Origin of the sequence: Streptomyces sp. NPDC048590, assembly GCF_043199535.1 — a bacterium.
GTDB lineage: Bacteria > Actinomycetota > Actinomycetes > Streptomycetales > Streptomycetaceae > Streptomyces.
On the sequence record NZ_JBICWC010000006.1, the window covers coordinates 111355 to 131609 of the forward strand.

The window sequence follows — 20255 nt, forward strand, 5'->3', positions numbered from 1 at the left end:
CTGCGATTCAGTGATCGCACTACCCCCGCCTCCTCTGAGGTGGATCACGGTGGTGGATACGCCATACCAGAACGCATCGTATCCACCCAGAGGTGATGGGGATACCGAGAGACGGCAAAGGGCGGGCCGAGTTCCGGGAAGTTCTCCGGAAACTCGGCCCGCCCTCAGCGCTGGTGGACTCAGGCTTCGTCGGTCTCGTCCTGCTCCTCTTCGAGGCTGCGCTCCAACACCCGTCCCTCACCAGGAGCAAGGCTGCCGAGGATGCGGTCCAAATCCTCCATCGAAGCGAACTCGACGACGATCTTTCCCTTCTTCTGGCCCAAGTCGACCTTCACTCGCGTCTCGAAGCGATCAGAGAGACGCGAAGCGAGATCGGTCAATGCCGGAGAAACCCGGCCGCCCGCCCTGGGGCCTCGGGGCTTCGCCGAACTCGTGGGCTCGGACCCGAGAAGATTCACGATCTCCTCGACGGCACGCACCGACAGGCCCTCGGCCACGATCCGGTGGGCAAGCCTGTCCTGCTCCTCCGAGTCGTCCACCGAGAGCAGGGCACGCGCGTGCCCTGCTGAGAGCACTCCGGCCGCGACCCTGCGCTGCACCGGCGGGGAGAGCCGCAGCAGACGGAGCGTGTTCGACACCTGGGGACGGGACCGCCCGATCCGGTCCGCCAGCTGGTCATGAGTGCACTTGAAGTCCTTCAGCAGCTGGTCGTAAGCCGCCGCCTCCTCCAAGGGGTTCAGTTGTGCGCGGTGCAGGTTCTCCAGAAGGGCGTCCAGGAGCAGCTTCTCGTCGTCCGTCGCCCGGACGATGGCGGGGATCCGCTCCAGGCCCGCCTCGCCGCACGCCCTCCACCGTCGCTCACCCATGATGAGCTCGTAGCGGCTGTCAGCGACCTTGCGCACGACAACCGGCTGGAGCAGTCCGACCTCCTTGATGGAGGTGACAAGCTCTGCCAGAGCGTCCTCGTCGAAGACCTCACGAGGCTGCTTCGGGTTCGGCGTGATCGATGCCAGAGGAATCTCGGCGAAGTACGCTCCAGCAGAATCCGACTGCCCTGTCGCGGCTCCCGGCTCCCCCACGGGCGAACTCGGCTCCGGGACCAAGGCACCGGCGGGGAGGGCGGCCAGCTTCGCGGCTGCCACCCCTCGCTCAGCGGTCATCACGGGTGATGCGGCCACCGGGTTCGCACCGGACGCCGGACCGGTGACCTGCTTCTCCTGCGGGGCTGCGGGGATCAGCGCACCGAGTCCACGCCCCAGCCCTCTACGACGCTCACTCACTGCATGCCCTCCGGATTGCTCTGCTGGCTGTTCTGGACACCTGTGTGGGCGGGTTCGCCCGCCATCGGTGCGTGCTGAGCCTCGTAGTGCACCCCTACGCCTCTCAGCGCGATCTCACGAGCCGCCTCAAGGTAGGACAGCGAACCGCTGGAGCCCGGATCGTACGTCAGGACGGTCTGTCCGTAGCTGGGCGCCTCCGAGATGCGTACGGAACGCGGAATGCTGGTTCGCAGCACCTCCTTGCCGAAGTGACTGCGCACCTCCTCAGCGACCTGGGACGCGAGCCTGGTCCGGCCGTCGTACATGGTGAGAAGAATCGTCGAGACGTGGAGGTCAGGGTTCAGGTGCCCTCGGACCAGATCGACGTTTCGCAGCAGCTGCCCCAGGCCCTCCAGCGCGTAGTACTCGCACTGGATCGGAATGAGTACCTCAGCTCCGGCAACAAGAGCGTTGACGGTGAGAAGACCGAGGGAGGGAGGGCAGTCGATAAGGATGTAGTCCAGCGGCTGGTCATACGCCTGGATCGCGCGCTGAAGCCTGCTCTCCCGCGCCACCAGCGACACCAGCTCGATCTCCGCACCGGCGAGATCAATGGTCGCGGGGGCACAGAAGAGACCCTCTACATCAGGGACCGGCTGTACGACCTCGGAGAGCGGCATGCTCTCCACCAGAACGTCGTAGATGGAGGGAACCTCGGCGTGGTGATCGATCCCCAGCGCCGTCGAGGCATTGCCCTGCGGGTCGAGGTCGACCACCAGAACACGCGCACCGTGGAGCGCGAGCGATGCGGCAATGTTGACCGTCGAGGTCGTCTTCCCCACGCCACCCTTCTGGTTGGCTACGATCATGACCCGTGTCCGGTCTGGTCGTGGCAGCCCCTCGCCGGCACGGCCGAGGGCCTCGACCGCCAGCTGAGCCGCACGGCCAATGGGTGTGTCGTCCATCGGCGGCGGTGTTTCACGTGAAACACCGTCCCCCAGGGACTCGGTACGGGGACCGGGGACCGGATCGGTCATCGGTCCCGCGATGTTGGCGTCGGACCGCAAGGATTCACTCTCCTCGACTTCAGGCTCGCAATGAACAGAGCCTGCCATGCTTTCGGGGTCGCGAACCAGCGAGGCCGACTCTTCTGTGGATGAATCCGGTTCTGTGGACAACTCGGCAGCCCTTACGGGCCTACGGTCGCGCGGCGCGGCAGCCGCACGACCGCGACCGATAATTCCCTGCAGCAGAGAGCGACGTTTCACGTGAAACACGATGCCCGTGCAGTACAGCGGGCGACTTCCGACACTCCGCACGAGGCGCATATCGCTGCTTGCATGGAGCATCTTCACGAAGAGCTACCAAATACAGCAGAAGCACACAAAGCGTGAGTCGAGCTTCGCTCGGAACCTTCTCTAACGGCGACGCCGCGCCCGTCCCGTCCTTGCCGCCTTGGCGCGCTTTGCGGCGAACCTCACACCGCCAGGGCTCTCCCCGGCGACCACCCGCACCACCGTGGACGCCGGATCCACCAAGCCCTCACCGACGTGCAGCACCTCGGTATCCACCACCCCGAGCTTGTTGAGAGCTGCACGCGCCCCCTGGATCTCCTCCTCGGCCGTGCCTCCCTTCAAGGCCAGCATCTCGCCGTACGGGCGCAGCAGGGGCACGCCCCATCCGGCGAGCCGGTCCAGCGGAGCGACAGCACGGGCCGTGACGACGTGTACGGGCTGCAGCGTGCCGAGTACCTCTTCAGCCCGTCCGCGAACGACCGTCACGTGGTCGAGGCCCAGAAGTTCAACGACTTCCTGAAGGAAGTTCGTACGACGAAGCAGGGGCTCGAGCAGAGTGATCTTCAGGTCCGGGCGCACCAGCGCGAGGGGAATGCCCGGAAGTCCGGCCCCCGATCCGACGTCGCACACCGTGACGCCCTGAGGAACCACCTCGGAGAGCACGGCGCAGTTCAGCAGGTGGCGTTCCCACAGACGAGGCACCTCACGAGGGCCGATCAGCCCTCGTTTGACGCCCGCGTCCGCGAGCAGTTCCGCGTACCTGACAGCCTCGGGGAGGAACTCACCGAATACCGCCTGCGCCTCCTTGGGCGCCTGAGGGAGCTCTGCTTCCTCCGTCACGGGGACCGTCCTTCCGTACCGCACTAGCACGCTGACATTCAGGCTGACAAAGATCGGCCCCGCCTGCGAACAGACGGGGCCGACAGTACAAGGTCCGGTCAGGCCGGCAGGACGACGACGAAGCGCTGCGGCTCCTCGCCCTCGGACTCGCTGCGCAGACCTGCTGCCGCGATCGCGTCGTGCACGACCTTGCGCTCGAACGGGGTCATCGGCTCCAGCTTCACCGGCTCACCGGAGCTCTTGACCTCATCCGCGGCCTTGGCACCCAGGGCCGCCAGGACTTCACGCTTCTTGGCGCGGAAGCCGGCGATGTCCAGCATCAGCCGACTCCGGTCGCCGGTCTCACGGTGAACGGCGAGGCGCGTGAGCTCCTGAAGGGCCTCGAGCACCTCACCGTCGCGGCCCACAAGCTTCTGCAGGTCGCGCCCCGAGTCGCTGATGATCGAGACCGCGGCCCGGTCCGCCTCCACGTCCATGTCGATGTCGCCGTCGAGATCGGCGATGTCGAGCAGGCCTTCGAGGTAGTCAGCCGCGATCTCACCCTCCTGTTCGAGGCGGGTAAGAGTGTCGCTGCCCTCAGCGGCCGTGGTGGTGGTGCCTTCCGTCACGGATGGACTCCTTCTTACTTCTTGGACGGGTGCTTGGGCCGCTGCGGGCCCTTGCGCTGTCCGGACTTGGCTTGGCGTGAGGAGCCGGACGCCGCGGGCTTGGCTGCGGTCCTCGGCTTGTCGTCCTGCGTTGCGTCCTGCTTCTCCAACGAGGTCTTGGGCTCGGCCGAGTCCTTCACCCCGCCCTGGTGTGCGGCAGTGGTGTGACGCTTCGCCTTCGTCTGGCGCTTGGGCTGCTGGCGCTTGGGGGCCGTGCCGCCCTCCGCCTCGAGGACAGCGGCTTCGCTCTTCGTCACCGTGCCGTCCTCCTGGGCGGCGAGGCCCAGCTTGCCCAGACCGGTGATGAACTTGCGCTCGATGTCGTTGCGGTCGGTTCCCTTGGCGACGATCCGCTTCACGGTGTTACGCCGCGTCCTGCCGCGGACCTCGCCATGCGCGGTCACGCTCTTCAGAAGCCGGCCGAGGTACTGGTCCTGCGCCTTGCTGCCCGGGGTGGGGTTCTGGTTGATCACGTACATCTGCTGACCCATGGTCCAGACGTTGGTGGTCAGCCAGTACACGAGGACACCGACGGGGAAGTTGATACCCATGACGGCGAAGATCACAGGGAAGATGTACATCAGCATCTTCTGCTGCTGCATGTACGGGGTCTTCACGGTGAGGTCCACGTTCTTCGTCATCAGCTGGCGCTGGGTGAAGAACTGGGAGGCGGACATCATCACGATCATGATCGCGGTGACGACCCGGACGTCGGTCAGCGAGGCGCCGAGCGCCGACACCTTCTCCTCGCTGTCCATGAACTTCGCGGCCAGCGGAGCACCGAAGATGTGCGCCTGACGGGCGCTGTCCAGCAGCGGCTGGTCGATGACACCGATGGTCTTGCCCGAGGCGATGGCCGAGAGCACGTGATACAGGGCGAAGAAGAACGGGGACTGCGCCAGGATGGGAAGGCACGAGGACAACGGGTTGGTACCCGTCTCCTTGTACAGCTTCATCATCTCTTCGGACTGACGCTGCTTGTCGTTCTTGTAGCGCTCCTGGATCGCCTTCATCTTCGGCTGGAGCACCTGCATGTTGCGGGTCGACTTGATCTGCTTGACGAACAGCGGGATCAGGCAGATCCGGATCAGGACCACCAAGGACACGATGGACAGGCCCCAGGCCCACCCCGTGTCATCGCCGAAGAGCGCTCCGTACAGCTTGTGGAACTGGACGATGACCCACGAGACGGGTGTGGTGATAAAGCTGAACAGACTGGCAATCGTGTCCACTAATCAGGCTCCTTGAGCATTGGGCGAGGTCTCTGTGGCCGGGCTCAGGGGTTCGGAGACCGACCCCCCGGAAGGCACATCGGCGGCGGAGTCCCCGCCCTTGCCGCCGCGCACACAGCTGCGCAGCATTTCGTGCCAACGCGGACGTTTGCGCGGAGGTACGTAGTCCACGCCGCCGGGTGACCACGGATTGCATCGCAGGATGCGCCATGCGGTGAGCGCGGTTCCCTTGATCGCACCGTGCCGGTCGATCGCCGTATATCCGTAGTGGGAACACGACGGGTAGTACCGGCAGACGGGGCCCAGGAGCGGGCTGATCGTCCACTGGTACAGCTTGATGAGCGCCAGCAGCGGGTACTTCATCGCGCGCCCCCTCCCAGCAGCCGCTGAAGGGCGGCATCCAGGTCTCGGGCCAGCTGTGCATGGTCGGCGTCACCCGATCCGGGCAACGCACGTACGACAACAAGGCTACCGGGGGGCAGCTGTGGAAGACGATCGCGGACCAGATGACGAAGCTTGCGCTTCACCGCGGTACGCACGACCGCTCCACCCACTGCTTTGCTGACAACGAAACCCGCACGTGGCGGGGGAGCACTCTCCCCTGGCACGTGCGGGTCCGTAACACCGCTGCGTAGATGTACGACGAGTAGCGGGCGTCCGGCCCGACGTCCCCGGCGTACAGCGGCCGCGAAGTCTTCGCGCCGCCTCAGCCGATTCTCGGTAGGCAGCACGTCATGACCTGACCGCGATCAGGCGGACAGGTTGGCGCGACCCTTGCCACGGCGGTTCGCGAGAATCGCGCGGCCGGCACGGGTACGCATACGCAGTCGGAAGCCGTGGGTCTTGGCGCGACGACGATTGTTCGGCTGGAAGGTGCGCTTGCTCACTCGGGGGCTCCAGAAATGATTCGTGTGTTGGCGGGACATCGCCTGGCTGTCACCGTGCGCCCACGAGGAACTCGCGTAAACGCCTTAGTGCACCGCTTCACAATCACAGATCGTGATCTTTGCCCATCGGAGGCAGGCGGCAGCAGCCATCGACAACTCGACCTGGTCACGGTACGCGCGGCTGCGCCATTCGGTCAAACCCGGTCCAGGACACCCCGTGCTGTACACAGCCTGTGGACAACAACTTGAACCACGCGGGTCGGGCTGACTACCGTGGCTGAACTCCGGTTCTTTTCCTTCCCCCCTGCCGGGCCTCACCCGACCCGACCCATCCCGTCCCGAGAAGCACACATTCGTGGGACATGCGAGAGAGCGTGCCTTGTGGCTGACGTACCTGCCGATCTTGCCGCAGTGTGGCCGCGAGTGCTGGAACAACTCCTCGGAGAAGGCCAGCAGGGCATCGAGCCGAAGGACAAACAGTGGATCGAGCGCTGTCAGCCCTTGGCGCTCGTCGCCGACACCGCGCTGCTGGCCGTACCCAACGAGTGGGGCAAACGCGTCCTCGAGGGCCGGCTCGCCCCGCTCATCAGCGAGTCGCTCACCCGTGAGTGCGGGCGTCCGATCCGGATCGCGATCACCGTCGACGACTCCGCGGGCGAACCCCCGACTCCTCCCGCGCCCCCGATGCGCCAGCAGCACCAGCCGCACCCGGGGCAGCAGTCCCACCGGTACCAGGGGCCTCAGCACGACGAGCCGCCCCACAGTGACGGGTACGACGGCTACGGCGCCCGCCCCTCGGACGACGGCATGCCCACAGCGCGTCCCGCCTACCCGGACTACCAGCAGCACCGGCCCGAGCCGGGCGCCTGGCCCCGTGCGCAGGAGGACCTCTCCTGGCAGCCGCGGCACGGCGGATATCAGGACCGTGCCCCCTACGCCGGCCCGCGGTCGCAGCAACCGCAGCACGACTACCGTCCGCAGCCGCCCGAGCACCAGGGTTACGAGCCGCAGCGGGACGGCCGCGACCTCCACGAGCCGCAGGACCAGCAGCCGCAGCACCGTCCGGGCGGTCCCGGCGGGCCGGGGCGGGCCGGCGTCGGCCCCATGGGACAGTCCGCTCCGCCTCCCGGCACGAACGAGCCGCACGCCCGGCTGAACCCGAAGTACCTCTTCGACACCTTCGTCATCGGCGCTTCCAACCGCTTCGCCCACGCGGCCGCGGTCGCCGTCGCCGAGGCACCCGCGAAGGCGTACAACCCCCTTTTCATCTATGGGGAGTCGGGGCTCGGGAAGACCCATCTCCTGCACGCCATCGGTCACTACGCACGGAGCCTCTACCCGGGCACCCGGGTGCGGTACGTGAGCTCCGAGGAGTTCACCAACGAGTTCATCAACTCGATCCGTGACGGCAAGGGCGACACGTTCCGCAAGCGCTACCGCGACGTGGACATCCTCCTGGTCGACGACATCCAGTTCCTCGCGAGCAAGGAGTCGACGCAGGAGGAGTTCTTCCACACCTTCAACACGCTCCACAACGCCAACAAGCAGATCGTGCTGTCCTCGGACCGTCCCCCCAAGCAGTTGGTGACCCTCGAGGACCGGCTGCGCAACAGGTTCGAGTGGGGCCTCACCACGGATGTGCAGCCCCCGGAGCTGGAGACGCGCATCGCGATCCTCCGCAAGAAGGCCGTGCAGGAGCAGCTCAACGCCCCGCCGGAGGTCCTGGAGTTCATCGCTTCCCGTATCTCACGCAACATCCGTGAGCTGGAGGGCGCGCTGATCCGGGTGACGGCGTTCGCGAGCCTGAACCGCCAGCCCGTGGACCTCGGGCTTACCGAGATCGTGCTCAAGGACCTGATCCCCGGCGGTGAGGACTCCGCACCGGAGATCACGGCACCGGCGATCATGGCGGCGACCGCGGACTACTTCGGGCTGACCGTCGAGGACCTCTGCGGATCCTCGCGCAGCCGTGTCCTGGTGACCGCGCGCCAGATCGCCATGTATCTGTGCCGTGAGCTGACGGATCTCTCCCTGCCCAAGATCGGCGCGCAGTTCGGCGGCCGTGACCACACCACCGTGATGCACGCCGACCGGAAGATCCGGGCACTGATGGCGGAGCGCCGCTCCATCTACAACCAGGTCACCGAGCTCACCAACCGCATCAAGAACGGCTGACAGCACCGAGAAAGCCCCGAGAGCGCCCCACGAGGTCCGTAGGACGGCCTCGTAGGGCGCTTTTCGTCGTCGTGGCTGCCGCTGCGGCGACGGCGGCGGGCGGCGACATGGCAGCCGGCGAGAGGCAGCGCCGGAGGGGCGCAGAAGAAGGCCGTGGAGGAGCTGCGACAGAGCGGCAGAAGGCTTCGGAGGGCCGTTCGGAGGGGCGTGCCCAGCCCCGATCCATGCGCGGAGAAGGCCGGCGCCGAGGGTTCGTCCGGGTGGAGTGTTCGAATACCCACCACGCCGGAGCCCTTCTCCACAGAGAATTGGAGAATCTGACGTCCACAGCCTGGGGACTGCGAAGTTGTCCAGATTGCGTCCACAGGGACAGCTGTCGATACTCCATCAGTCCAGGTCACCCGCTTGGGGATTTGTGGTCGACAGTCATCCACACCCTGTGGACAGAAATCTCGTCCACAGGGGAGCGACAAGGTTGTCCACCGACGGCCCACAGGCAGGGTGCGGTTGTCCCCAGCTTCTCCACACCCCTGTCCACTGTTCGGCAACCCGACACCGCCTATCACCGCCCTGAGTGAAAGGCGTCACACCAAAGACCTCGGTTGGGCTGTGGGGAAGGTGGGTAAAGCTGGGGACAGCCTTGGGGAGAAGTCACCGCGCCCTGTGCATCGGGTGTGCAGAACTTCCGTGTGTCCACAGAAGCGCCCGGTTGTCCACTGGTTCCGCCCACAGGGACGGTGGACAAAAAACCGCTGCTGACCTGCGCAGATGGCGTTATCCACGGTTTCCACAAGGCCTACTACTACTACCACTCAGAGTTAGCCAGGAATCAGCTTCGAAGCAGGGCCTGTGTACAACTCGAGTGGCGAGCTCGGCGAACCCCTTGGTGCGACTTGACCCCGAGCAGCAACGAGTGTCGGTGCCGTACGTCAGACTGGACCCCGGCGGTGTCCCCAGCCCCTCGGTGAGGGAGCCGTCCGATGACGAAGGCCAGCAGGGCGAGCGAGCAACAGCAGGAGGCGGTTCCGGTGAAGATCCGGGTGGAGCGCGATGTACTCGCGGAGGCGGTGGCCTGGGTGGCCCGCAGCCTCCCGGCCCGTCCGCCGGCGCCCGTTCTCGCGGGCCTTCTGCTGAAGGCCGAGGACGGCGCTCTCAGCTTCTCGAGCTTCGACTACGAGGTGTCGGCGAAGGTCTCGGTGGACGCCGAGGTGGACGAGGACGGCACGGTGCTGGTCTCCGGCCGGCTGCTGGCCGACATCTGCCGCGCCCTGCCGAACCGCCCGGTGGAGATTTCCACAGACGGTGTACGGGCCACGGTGGTCTGCGGCTCCTCGCGGTTCACACTCCACACACTGCCTGTGGAGGAGTACCCGGCACTGCCGCAGATGCCCACGGCCACGGGCACCGTCCCCGGTGAGGTCTTCGCGTCCGCGGCCGCGCAGGTCGCCATCGCCGCCGGCCGGGACGACACCCTTCCCGTCCTTACCGGCGTCCGTATCGAGATCGAGGGCGACACCGTCACCCTCGCGTCGACCGACCGCTACCGCTTCGCCGTCCGCGAGTTCCTGTGGAAGCCGGAGAACCCGGACGCCTCGGCCGTGGCTCTGGTGCCCGCGAAGACGCTGCTGGACACCGCCAAGGCGCTGACCAGCGGTGACACGGTCACCCTGGCGCTGTCCGGCTCCGGTGCGGGCGAGGGCCTCATCGGCTTCGAGGGCGCCGGCCGGCGCACGACCACGCGTCTGCTCGAAGGCGACCTCCCCAAGTACCGGACGCTCTTCCCGACGGAGTTCAACTCGGTCGCCGTGATCGAGACCGCACCGTTCGTCGAGGCCGTGAAGCGCGTCGCTCTGGTCGCCGAGCGCAACACCCCGGTCCGGCTCAGCTTCGAGCAGGGTGTGCTGATCCTCGAAGCGGGTTCGAGCGACGACGCACAGGCTGTGGAGCGTGTCGACGCGGTGCTCGAGGGTGACGACATCTCGATCGCCTTCAACCCGACCTTCCTGCTGGACGGGCTCAGCGCGATCGACTCCCCCGTCGCCCAGCTCTCCTTCACGACGTCGACGAAGCCCGCCCTGCTCAGCGGGCGCCCGGCCGTCGACGCCGAGGCGAACGACGCGTACAAGTACCTGATCATGCCGGTCCGCCTCTCCGGCTGATCCGGAAGTCGTCCCAGTCATGGCAGTCGGGCGGGCCGGTTCAGCGCGGAGCCGGCCCACCGTGCTGCACCCCGCCGTGTCACCCCGGCCGGGCGTAGGCTCGGTCCTGGGTACGAATCGGCACAACGCTTAAGGAATCTCTGATGGAGCTCGGTCTCGTCGGCCTCGGCAAGATGGGCGGCAACATGCGCGAGCGCATCCGCCGCGCAGGCCACACCGTCATCGGTTACGACCGCAACCCGGACGTCGCCGATGTCCACAGCCTCGAAGAGCTTGTGGGCAAGCTCAAGGGCCCGCGCGTCGTGTGGGTGATGGTCCCGGCCGGTGCCGCGACCCAGTCGACCATCGACGAGCTGGCCGATCTGCTGTCTCCCGGCGACATCGTCGTGGACGGCGGCAACTCCCGATGGACCGACGACGAGAAGCACGCCGTCGAGCTGGGCATCAAGGACATCGGCTTCGTCGACTGCGGTGTCTCCGGTGGTGTCTGGGGCCTGGAGAACGGCTACGCCCTGATGTACGGCGGCACCGAGGAGAACGTCGCCAAGGTCCAGCCGATCTTCGACGCACTGAAGCCCGAGGGCGACTTCGGCTCCGTCCACGCGGGCAAGGTCGGCGCCGGCCACTTCGCCAAGATGGTCCACAACGGCATCGAGTACGCCATGATGCAGGCCTACGCCGAGGGCTGGGAGCTCCTGGAGAAGGTCGACTCCGTCACCGATGTGCGCGAGGTCTTCCGCTCCTGGCAGGAGGGCACGGTCATCCGCTCCTGGCTGCTGGACCTCGCCGTCAACGCGCTGGACGACGACGAGCACCTGGAGCAGCTCCGTGGCTACGCCGCGGACTCGGGCGAGGGCCGGTGGACGGTCGAGGCCGCCATCGACAACGCGGTACCGCTGCCCGCGATCACCGCGTCCCTGTTCGCGCGCTTCGGCTCGCGGCAGGACGACTCGCCGCAGATGAAGATGATCGCCGCGCTGCGCAACCAGTTCGGTGGCCACGCGGTCGAGAACAAGAAGTAGCCGCACCGGATCCGCGGGCCTGGAAGGGCTCGCGGACAGCGGCACACAGCGAAGCACGTAGTCGGAAGGGTCGGCGGCCATGCACGTCACGCATCTCTCGCTGGCCGACTTCCGCTCGTACGCCCGGGTCGAGGTCCCACTCGGCCCGGGCGTCACCGCGTTCGTGGGGGCCAACGGCCAGGGCAAGACGAATCTGGTGGAGGCCGTCGGCTATCTCGCCACGCTGGGAAGCCACCGGGTGTCGTCCGATGCCCCCCTGGTGCGGATGGGCGCGGAGCGCGCCGTCGTGCGGGCCGCGGTGACTCAGGGGGAGCGCTCGCAGCTCGTCGAGCTCGAGCTCAATCCGGGCCGTGCCAATCGAGCCCGTATCAACAGGTCTTCCCAGGTCAGGCCGCGTGACGTCCTGGGCATCGTGCGGACCGTGCTCTTCGCCCCGGAGGACCTCGCACTGGTGAAGGGCGACCCGGGCGAGCGCCGGCGCTTCCTGGACGAGCTGATCACGGCGCGCTCCCCCCGGATGGCCGGAGTCCGCTCCGACTACGAACGCGTGCTGAAGCAGCGCAACACCCTGCTGAAGTCGGCCGCCATGGCGCGCAGGCACGGCGGCCGGGGGGTGGATCTGTCCACCCTCGACGTGTGGGACCAGCATCTGGGGCGGGTCGGAGCCGAACTGCTGGCGCAGCGGCTGGATCTGATCGCGACACTGCAGCCCTTGACGGACAAGGCCTACGCCGATGTCGCCCCGGGGGGTGGCCCGGTCACGCTGGAGTACCGGAGCTCCGTCGGCGCCGACGTCGAGCCCGCGCGTACCCGCGAGGAGCTTTACGAGCAGGTGATGGCGGCGCTGGTCCAGGCGCGCAAGCAGGAGATCGAGCGCGGAGTGACGCTGGTCGGTCCGCACCGTGACGACCTCGTGCTGGGCCTGCGGGGCATGCCCGCGAAGGGCTATGCGAGCCATGGTGAGTCCTGGTCCTACGCCCTGGCACTGCGGCTGGCCTCCTACGACCTGCTCCGCACCGAGGGGAACGAGCCGGTGCTGGTGCTCGACGACGTGTTCGCCGAGCTGGACGCCCGTCGGCGTGAGCGCCTGGCGGAGCTCGTGGCTCCGGGCGAGCAGGTGCTGGTGACGGCCGCCGTGGACGACGACGTTCCGGGTGCGCTGGCGGGTGCGCGCTACGCGGTGTCGGCCGGAGAGGTGGAGCGGCTGTGAACGGCCCCGACGAGCAGGCAGGCCCCACGCCCGAGCCGGCGGGGCGGGCGGCCCGAGCCAAGCCGCCCGAGGTGTCCGGAGTCGACCTGGCGCGGGTCGCCCTGCGCGCGGCGAAGGAGCAGGCCCGTGCCCGGGGCGCCGCGAACCAGCAGAGGAACCAGGCCAGGCGCGGCGGCGGTCTGAGGTCGGGCGCACGCTCCGACGGCCGGGATCCGCTGGCACTGGGATCCGCGATCAACCGGCTGATCACCGAGCGCGGCTGGGAGACTCCGGCGGCCGTCGGCGGTGTCATGGGCCGCTGGCCCCAGATCGTCGGTGAGGACCTGGCCAATCACTGCGTGCCGGTGCGTTACGACGACGATCCCGCGGAGCGGGTTCTGACCGTGCAGTGCGACTCGACGGCATGGGCGACCCAGCTGAGACTGCTGGCGCCTCAGCTGGTGGCGAGGCTGAACACGGATCTGGGCCACGGCACCGTGCGGATGATCAAGGTTCTGGGCCCCGGTGGCCCACAGCGCCGATTCGGTTCGCTGCGTACGCCTGGGAGCAGGGGCCCGGGCGACACCTACGGCTGAGCAGTGGGTTTCGTCGTACGGGACTTCGCGCGCCGGTTGCGGGCCGGAGGCACTCCCTGCGCTTCTGTCCCGTTTTGCTGCAGTGCCCACCTTTCTTGTATGTGCACCTATGTCCAGGTTTGGGTTGCGCAGCAGTCGAGAGACGTCCCTCACCGTAGCGGGAGGTTGACAGGCCGAAGCGCGCAAAGCCCTCGTGAGCCTCTCGGAGCCCCTGTCTGAATATGGGGAGTCGGCAGCCGCTCATTCAGGGCGGCACATGCGTACTCAGGCACCGGCAAACCCCCATTCATGTCAGCGCTACCGGTAGACTGGTGGACAATCCCGCTTCCTCGCGGGAGTCGTCGATACACGCCGAACGACGCAGCCGCTCCCGCCTGCCGGAGAACGGCCTGTGCTGTGCCAGAAAGGGCGCTTCGTGGCCGATTCCGGCAACCCCAACGAGAACATCCCGTCCACGGCCGGTGGGCAAGGCGAGACCACCGCCTCGTACGACGCCAGCGCGATCACCGTGCTCGAAGGCCTGGACGCGGTCCGCAAGCGACCCGGTATGTACATCGGGTCCACCGGTGAGCGCGGCCTCCACCACCTCGTGCAAGAGGTTGTCGACAACTCGGTCGACGAGGCCATGGCCGGCCACGCGGACACCATCGACGTCACGATCCTCGCCGACGGCGGGGTTCGTGTGGTCGACAACGGCCGCGGTATCCCGGTCGGCATCGTGCCGTCCGAGGGCAAGCCGGCCGTCGAGGTCGTGCTGACGGTGCTGCACGCCGGCGGCAAGTTCGGCGGTGGCGGCTACGCCGTCTCCGGCGGTCTGCACGGCGTCGGCGTGTCCGTCGTCAACGCCCTTTCCACGAGGGTCTCCGTCGAGGTCAGGACGGACGGGTACCGCTGGACCCAGGACTACAAGCTCGGTGTCCCGACCGCCCCTCTGGCCCAGCACGAGGCCACCGAGGAGACCGGGACGAGCGTCACCTTCTGGGCCGACGGCGATGTCTTCGAGACCACCGACTACTCCTTCGAGACCTTGTCGCGCCGCTTCCAGGAGATGGCGTTCCTCAACAAGGGGCTCACCCTCAAGCTCACCGACGAGCGGGAGTCGGCGAAGGCCACGGCCGGTGCGGACAGCGCCGAGGCGGTCGACGCGCCCGAGGCGGAGTCGACCAGGTCGGTCACGTACCACTACGAGAACGGCATCGTCGACTTCGTCAAGTACCTCAACTCCCGCAAGGGCGACCTCATTCACCAGTCGGTGATCGACATCGAGGCCGAGGACAAGGACCGGCTGCTGTCCGTCGAGATCGCCATGCAGTGGAACACGCAGTACACCGAGGGTGTGTACTCCTTCGCCAACGCGATCCACACGCATGAGGGCGGTACGCACGAGGAGGGCTTCCGCGCCGCGCTGACCTCGCTGGTCAACCGGTACGCGCGCGACAAGAAGCTGCTTCGGGAGAAGGACGACAACCTCACGGGTGAGGACGTCCGCGAGGGTCTGACGGCGATCATCTCGGTCAAGCTGGGCGAGCCGCAGTTCGAGGGTCAGACGAAGACCAAGCTCGGCAACACCGAGGCCAAGACCTTCGTGCAGAAGGTGGTCCACGAGCAGCTGACGGACTGGTTCGACCGGAACCCCAACGAGGCCGCCGACATCATCCGCAAGGGCATCGCGGCGTCCACCGCCAGGGTCGCGGCCCGCAAGGCGCGCGACCTGACCCGGCGCAAGGGGCTCCTGGAGAGCGCCTCACTGCCCGGGAAGCTGAGCGACTGCCAGTCGAACGACCCGACGAAGTGCGAGATCTTCATCGTCGAGGGTGACTCCGCCGGTGGTTCGGCGAAGTCCGGCCGCAACCCGATGTACCAGGCCATCCTGCCGATCCGAGGCAAGATCCTGAACGTCGAGAAGGCCCGGATCGACAAGATCCTGCAGAACACCGAGGTCCAGGCGCTGATCTCGGCCTTCGGTACCGGGGTCCACGAGGACTTCGACATCGAGAAGCTCCGCTACCACAAGATCATTCTGATGGCGGACGCCGACGTCGACGGCCAGCACATCAACACGCTGCTGCTGACCTTCCTCTTCCGCTTCATGCGGCCGCTGGTCGAGTCCGGGCACGTGTATCTCTCGCGCCCGCCGCTCTACAAGATCAAGTGGGGCCGGGACGACTTCGAGTACGCGTACTCGGACCGCGAGCGCGACGCCCTGGTGGAGCTCGGGAAGCAGAACGGCAAGCGGATCAAGGAAGACTCGATCCAGCGCTTCAAGGGCCTCGGTGAGATGAACGCCGAGGAGCTGCGCGTCACCACCATGGACGTCGACCACCGGGTGCTGGGCCAGGTCACGCTGGACGACGCGGCGCAGGCCGACGACCTGTTCTCCGTGCTCATGGGCGAGGACGTCGAGGCGCGGCGCTCGTTCATCCAGCGCAACGCCAAGGATGTCCGCTTCCTCGACATCTGAGTCGGCCGTACAAGGAGGAGGGTCCGGGGCCGGACCCTCCAAGCCGCAGCCCGAAAGGACTTTGACCAGCAATGGCCGACGAGAACACCCCTGTGATGCCCGAAGAGGAGCCCGCCGTCCCGGGCGTGGGCATGCGTGTCGAGCCCGTGGGGCTCGAGACGGAGATGCAGCGCTCCTACCTCGACTACGCGATGTCCGTCATCGTGTCGCGTGCGCTGCCCGACGTACGGGACGGACTGAAGCCCGTCCACCGGCGTGTGCTGTACGCGATGTACGACGGTGGCTACCGGCCCGAGAAGGGCTTCTACAAGTGCGCCCGCGTCGTCGGTGACGTCATGGGTACGTACCACCCGCACGGCGACTCCTCGATCTACGACGCGCTCGTACGACTGGCTCAGCACTGGTCGATGCGCATGCCGCTGGTGGACTCCAACGGCAACTTCGGTTCCCCGGGCAACGACCCGGCCGCCGCCATGCGGTACACCGAGTGCAAGATGATGCCGCTGTCCATGGAGATGGTCCGGGACATCGACGAGGAGACCGTCGACTTCCAGGACAACTACGACGGCCGCAACCAGGAGCCGACGGTCCTGCCGGCCCGCTTCCCGAACCTCCTGGTGAACGGTTCCGCGGGCATCGCGGTCGGTATGGCGACCAACATCCCGCCGCACAACCTGCGGGAGGTGGCCGCCGGCGCGCAGTGGTACCTGGAGAATCCGGAAGCCTCGCACGAGGAGCTGCTGGACGCTCTGATCGAGCGGATCAAGGGCCCGGACTTCCCCACGGGAGCACTCGTGGTGGGCCGCAAGGGCATCGAGGAGGCCTACCGCACGGGCCGTGGCTCGATCACCATGCGGGCGGTCGTCGCGGTCGAGGAGGTCCAGAACAGGCAGTGCCTGGTCGTCACGGAGCTCCCGTACCAGACCAACCCCGACAACCTCGCGCAGAAGATCGCCGACCTGGTGAAGGACGGCAAGATCGGCGGCATCGCGGACGTCCGTGACGAGACGTCCTCGCGCACCGGCCAGCGTCTGGTCGTCGTGCTGAAGCGTGACGCGGTCGCCAAGGTCGTGCTGAACAACCTCTACAAGCACACCGACCTGCAGACGAACTTCGGCGCGAACATGCTGGCGCTCGTGGACGGGGTGCCGCGCACACTGTCGATCGACGCGTTCATCAGGCACTGGGTGACGCACCAGATCGAGGTCATCGTCCGGCGCACGCGGTTCCGGCTGCGCAAGGCCGAGGAGCGGGCGCACATCCTGCGCGGGCTGCTCAAGGCCCTGAACGCCATCGAGGAGGTCATCGCGCTCATCCGCCGCAGCAACACGGTGGAGATCGCGCGCGAGGGCCTGATGGGCCTCCTGGAGATCGACGAGATCCAGGCGAACGCCATCCTGGAGATGCAGCTGCGCCGCCTGGCCGCGCTGGAGCACCAGAAGATCACCGCGGAGCACGACGAACTCCAGGCGAAGATCAACGAGTACAACGAGATCCTCGCCTCGCCGGCCAAGCAGCGCGTGATCGTCAGCGAGGAACTGGCGGCGATCGTCGACAAGTTCGGCGACGACCGGCGCTCCAAGCTGGTGCCGTTCGAGGGCGACATGTCGGTCGAGGACCTCATCGCCGAGGAAGACATCGTCGTCACCATCTCGCGCGGCGGCTACGTCAAGCGGACCAAGACGGACGACTACCGCTCGCAGAAGCGCGGCGGCAAGGGCGTCCGCGGTACGAAGCTCAGGGAAGACGACATCGTCGACCACTTCTTCGTGTCGACGACGCACCACTGGCTGCTGTTCTTCACGAACAAGGGCCGGGTCTACCGGGCCAAGGCGTACGAGTTGCCGGACGCCGGCCGGGACGCCCGCGGCCAGCACGTCGCGAACCTCCTGGCGTTCCAGCCGGACGAGCAGATCGCCCAGATCCTGGCGATCCGCGACTACGAGGCGGCGCCCTACCTGATCCTGGCCACCAAGGGCGGCCTGGTGAAGAAGACCGCGCTCAAGGACTACGACTCCCCCCGTTCCGGCGGTGTCATCGCCATCAACCTGCGGGAGACGCAGGACGGCAGCGACGACGAGCTGATCGGCGCCGAGCTGGTGTCGTCCGAGGACGACCTGCTGCTCATCAGCCGGAAGGCCCAGTCGATCCGGTTCACGGCGACGGACGACGCCCTGCGGCCCATGGGCCGGGCGACCTCGGGCGTGAAGGGCATGAGTTTCCGCGAGGGCGACGAGCTGCTCTCGATGAATGTCGTCCGGCCCGGTACGTTCGTGTTCACCGCCACCGACGGCGGGTACGCGAAGCGCACCGCCGTCGACGAGTACCGCGTCCAGGGCCGCGGCGGTCTGGGCATCAAGGCTGCCAAGATCGTCGAGGACCGGGGTTCGCTCGTCGGCGCGCTGGTGGTGGAGGAGACGGACGAGATCCTCGCCATCACCCTCGGTGGTGGTGTGATTCGTACGCGAGTCAATGAAGTCAGGGAGACGGGCCGTGACACCATGGGCGTCCAACTGATCAATCTGGGCAAGCGCGATGCCGTCGTCGGGATCGCGCGCAACGCCGAGGCCGGTCGCGAGGCCGAAGAGGTCGACGGGACGGATGAGGCCGAAGGCGCCACGGTCGAGGCCCATGCCGAGAACGTGGTCGAGGGCACAGTCGAGGGCACGGCGCCTTCGGCCGGGGAGCACGAGGAGTAGAGCGTGAGTGGAGCCACGGGCGCCGGTTCGGCCGCTTCCGAAGCCGGCGGGAACGGTGCCCGTGGCTCTGCCACGGACTCCCAAGGGGGCACTGTGACGGACACTCGGGGACCTCAGCCGCAGTACGAGGGGTACGCGACCGGGCCGCTGCCCGGCGAGCGGGAGCCCGCACCGGGCCAGACGGGGCCCTATCAGCCGCCTCAGGCGTATCAGCCGCCCGCCGGCGGTACGCAGGGCGGCGGCGTGCGGGGCGGTGTGGGCGCGCAGGCGACCCGGCTGCCGCGTACGGGGGCACGGACCACACCGCGCACGCGCAAGGCGCGTCTGCGGGTGGCGAAGGCGGATCCGTGGTCGGTGATGAAGGTCAGCTTCCTGCTGTCCATCGCACTGGGCATCTGCACGGTGGTGGCGGCCGCCGTCCTGTGGATGGTGATGGACGCCATGGGTGTCTTCTCCACCGTGGGCGGCACGATCAGTGAGGCCACCGGCTCGAACGAGAGCAACGGCTTCGATCTTCAGTCGTTCCTGTCGCTGCCGCGCGTCCTCATCTTCACCTCGGTCATTGCCGTGATCGACGTGGTGCTGGCCACCGCGCTGGCGACGCTGGGCGCCTTCATCTACAACCTGTCGGCCGGTTTCGTGGGCGGTGTGGAGCTCACTCTCGCCGAGGACGAGTAGGCCGCCGGGTATCGATTTTGGGACTGGCCCCGACGTGCGCTAATCTTCAGAAGTCAGCGCGGCACAGAGCAGCGCGGCGGGGCTATAGCTCAGTTGGTTAGAGCGCATCCCTGATAAGGATGAGGCCACAGGTTCAAATCCTGTTAGCCCCACCAGCACGAAGGCCCCTCACCGGTGACGGTGAGGGGCCTTCGGCGTACCCGGCCCGTACCCACAGGTGTGGGAGGTGCCGACCGGCGGACGGGCGGTCCGTGGCCGCCTCTGCGCTTCGGCACGTATCGAGGTCCTGAGCGGCGAGGTTCTGAGCGGCAAGGTAGGTCCCGGTCCGGCCGGCCGGCCGCCGGGGGCGGACGGGGGACCAAGAGCTCTTCAGCCTTCGTGGCCGCGGACTGTCCCGGCATCCTTCATGGCCGCGGACCGCCCGGGCATGACGAAGGCCCCCGCCGGCGTGTGCCGGACAAGGGGCCTGGGGATGCGTGGTGCACGCTCAGGGTGGCAGCGGGGTGGAGTCCCCGGCGGGTGTCGATCCGTGGACCGAGTGGTTGCCGGTCGTGGTGCGGGCCGCCTCGGTTGTGTCGGCGGACAGCTGGCGGGTGGACGGGGAGGAGCCGTGCGCCTCGGCGCGGATGCGCTGCTTCATCGTGGGTGGCAGCGCCCTGTCACGCGGAAGGGTCCACCGCACCGACGGGGTCGTCGAGGTTGCCGGTGTCACGCCCGTGTGCTCCTGGTGCGTGACCGTCGGCTCCGCGGCCGTGGCCTGGGCGGTCGCGAGGCCCATCGTCGCGAGAAGCGCGAAGAAGGCGGTGACGAAGGCGGTCCAGATGCTCTTGACCCTGAAGGTGCTCATGGCCCCTCGCTTTCAGGTGGTCCGTTTTGCTTACCTTTCCGATGATGTGGATCGGACCCCTGGAATCCGGTACCGACGCCCGTGGTGCGCCGATCTTCTGATGAACACCACTCTTCTGGTCCAGTGGGCCCCGACGAGCTGGCGAAGGCGCTTCGAGAGGCTCCGGAACGACCCCGGAACGGGTGGCCGCGGGGCCCCGGGGAGGTCACCGATCGGTATCGGCCGGTGTGTATAGTCGGGCGGCAGAAGTCCCTTACGTCAAGGAAAGA

Annotated in this window: 17 protein-coding genes and 1 tRNA gene; 9 read left to right on the top strand and 9 right to left on the bottom strand. The window is 67.4% G+C overall.

Translation table 11 applies throughout. The features are described 5' to 3' along the window. Positions 1 to 179: 179 nt before the first annotated feature. From ACGFNN_RS18955 to rpmH, 8 genes are all read right to left on the bottom strand, one after another. Positions 180 to 1280 carry a ParB/RepB/Spo0J family partition protein gene (locus tag ACGFNN_RS18955; protein ID WP_393557228.1) on the bottom strand — a complete coding sequence of 367 codons (1101 nt, stop codon included), beginning with the start codon at positions 1278 to 1280 and terminating at the stop codon, positions 180 to 182. Then, positions 1277 to 2374, bottom strand: a complete 1098-nt coding sequence (locus ACGFNN_RS18960) for a ParA family protein (protein ID WP_393557740.1) — start codon at positions 2372 to 2374, stop codon at positions 1277 to 1279. The genes ACGFNN_RS18955 and ACGFNN_RS18960 overlap by 4 nt, the downstream gene beginning before the upstream one ends. A 303-nt stretch (positions 2375 to 2677) precedes the next feature. Next, positions 2678 to 3394: a 16S rRNA (guanine(527)-N(7))-methyltransferase RsmG gene (gene rsmG / locus ACGFNN_RS18965; protein WP_362545325.1), complete on the bottom strand. Its 717-nt coding sequence runs from the start codon at positions 3392 to 3394 to the stop codon at positions 2678 to 2680. 98 nt (positions 3395 to 3492) lie between these two features. Continuing rightward, positions 3493 to 4002 (bottom strand): R3H domain-containing nucleic acid-binding protein, encoded by a 510-nt coding sequence (locus tag ACGFNN_RS18970; RefSeq protein ID WP_362545322.1) that lies wholly within the window; start codon positions 4000 to 4002, stop codon positions 3493 to 3495. Positions 4003 to 4016: 14 nt separating this feature from the next. Beyond that, positions 4017 to 5273, bottom strand: a complete 1257-nt coding sequence (gene yidC, locus ACGFNN_RS18975) for a membrane protein insertase YidC (RefSeq protein ID WP_362545319.1) — start codon at positions 5271 to 5273, stop codon at positions 4017 to 4019. Positions 5274 to 5276: 3 nt separating this feature from the next. Beyond that, positions 5277 to 5636, bottom strand: a complete 360-nt coding sequence (gene yidD, locus ACGFNN_RS18980; protein WP_362545316.1) for a membrane protein insertion efficiency factor YidD — start codon at positions 5634 to 5636, stop codon at positions 5277 to 5279. Next, on the bottom strand, positions 5633 to 6004 hold the full coding sequence (gene rnpA, locus ACGFNN_RS18985) for a ribonuclease P protein component (protein WP_362545312.1): 372 nt from the start codon (positions 6002 to 6004) through the stop codon (positions 5633 to 5635). Before rnpA ends, yidD begins: the two co-directional genes overlap by 4 nt. Before the next feature lie 18 nt (positions 6005 to 6022). Then, positions 6023 to 6160, bottom strand: a complete 138-nt coding sequence (rpmH, locus tag ACGFNN_RS18990; protein WP_014047156.1) for a 50S ribosomal protein L34 — start codon at positions 6158 to 6160, stop codon at positions 6023 to 6025. Positions 6161 to 6541: 381 nt separating this feature from the next. Between rpmH and dnaA the strand changes: the two genes are divergently transcribed. The 9 genes from dnaA (at position 6542) to ACGFNN_RS19035 (ending at position 19294) form a co-directional block, all read left to right on the top strand. Continuing rightward, positions 6542 to 8335, top strand: coding sequence for a chromosomal replication initiator protein DnaA (gene dnaA, locus ACGFNN_RS18995; RefSeq protein ID WP_393557232.1), 1794 nt, complete (start codon positions 6542 to 6544; stop codon positions 8333 to 8335). 1028 nt (positions 8336 to 9363) lie between these two features. Next, on the top strand, positions 9364 to 10494 hold the full coding sequence (gene dnaN, locus ACGFNN_RS19000; protein WP_362545564.1) for a DNA polymerase III subunit beta: 1131 nt from the start codon (positions 9364 to 9366) through the stop codon (positions 10492 to 10494). 143 nt (positions 10495 to 10637) lie between these two features. Continuing rightward, a complete protein-coding gene (gene gnd, locus ACGFNN_RS19005) occupies positions 10638 to 11516 on the top strand; it encodes a phosphogluconate dehydrogenase (NAD(+)-dependent, decarboxylating) (RefSeq protein WP_362545306.1) in 879 nt (292 codons plus the stop codon). Positions 11517 to 11595: 79 nt separating this feature from the next. Further along, the gene (gene recF, locus ACGFNN_RS19010; protein ID WP_393557234.1) at positions 11596 to 12726 is read left to right on the top strand and encodes a DNA replication/repair protein RecF; all 1131 of its coding nucleotides are present in this window, start codon (positions 11596 to 11598) and stop codon (positions 12724 to 12726) included. Next, positions 12723 to 13301, top strand: a complete 579-nt coding sequence (locus tag ACGFNN_RS19015) for a DUF721 domain-containing protein (RefSeq protein ID WP_393557236.1) — start codon at positions 12723 to 12725, stop codon at positions 13299 to 13301. The genes recF and ACGFNN_RS19015 overlap by 4 nt, the downstream gene beginning before the upstream one ends. Positions 13302 to 13692: 391 nt before the next feature. Next, the gene (gene gyrB, locus ACGFNN_RS19020) at positions 13693 to 15762 is read left to right on the top strand and encodes a DNA topoisomerase (ATP-hydrolyzing) subunit B (protein WP_393557237.1); all 2070 of its coding nucleotides are present in this window, start codon (positions 13693 to 13695) and stop codon (positions 15760 to 15762) included. 71 nt (positions 15763 to 15833) lie between these two features. Beyond that, positions 15834 to 18461, top strand: a complete 2628-nt coding sequence (gyrA, locus tag ACGFNN_RS19025; protein WP_393557239.1) for a DNA gyrase subunit A — start codon at positions 15834 to 15836, stop codon at positions 18459 to 18461. 93 nt (positions 18462 to 18554) lie between these two features. Beyond that, on the top strand, positions 18555 to 19139 hold the full coding sequence (locus ACGFNN_RS19030; RefSeq protein ID WP_365518513.1) for a DUF3566 domain-containing protein: 585 nt from the start codon (positions 18555 to 18557) through the stop codon (positions 19137 to 19139). A 78-nt stretch (positions 19140 to 19217) separates the two neighbouring features. After that, a tRNA-Ile gene (locus ACGFNN_RS19035) sits at positions 19218 to 19294 on the top strand. Between the two features lie 332 nt (positions 19295 to 19626). Here ACGFNN_RS19035 and ACGFNN_RS19040 read toward each other — a convergent pair. Then, positions 19627 to 19986 carry a DUF6344 domain-containing protein gene (locus ACGFNN_RS19040; protein WP_393557241.1) on the bottom strand — a complete coding sequence of 120 codons (360 nt, stop codon included), beginning with the start codon at positions 19984 to 19986 and terminating at the stop codon, positions 19627 to 19629. Positions 19987 to 20255 lie beyond the last annotated feature (269 nt).

Coding starts and splice junctions, on each gene's coding strand:
- yidD (WP_362545316.1), bottom strand. CDS start 5,636: ATGAAGTACCCGCTGCTGGCGCTCATCAAGCTGTACCAGTGGACGATC.
- ACGFNN_RS18960 (WP_393557740.1), bottom strand. CDS start 2,374: ATGGCAGGCTCTGTTCATTGCGAGCCTGAAGTCGAGGAGAGTGAATCC.
- gnd (WP_362545306.1), top strand. CDS start 10,638: ATGGAGCTCGGTCTCGTCGGCCTCGGCAAGATGGGCGGCAACATGCGC.
- recF (WP_393557234.1), top strand. CDS start 11,596: ATGCACGTCACGCATCTCTCGCTGGCCGACTTCCGCTCGTACGCCCGG.
- ACGFNN_RS19040 (WP_393557241.1), bottom strand. CDS start 19,986: ATGAGCACCTTCAGGGTCAAGAGCATCTGGACCGCCTTCGTCACCGCC.
- gyrA (WP_393557239.1), top strand. CDS start 15,834: ATGGCCGACGAGAACACCCCTGTGATGCCCGAAGAGGAGCCCGCCGTC.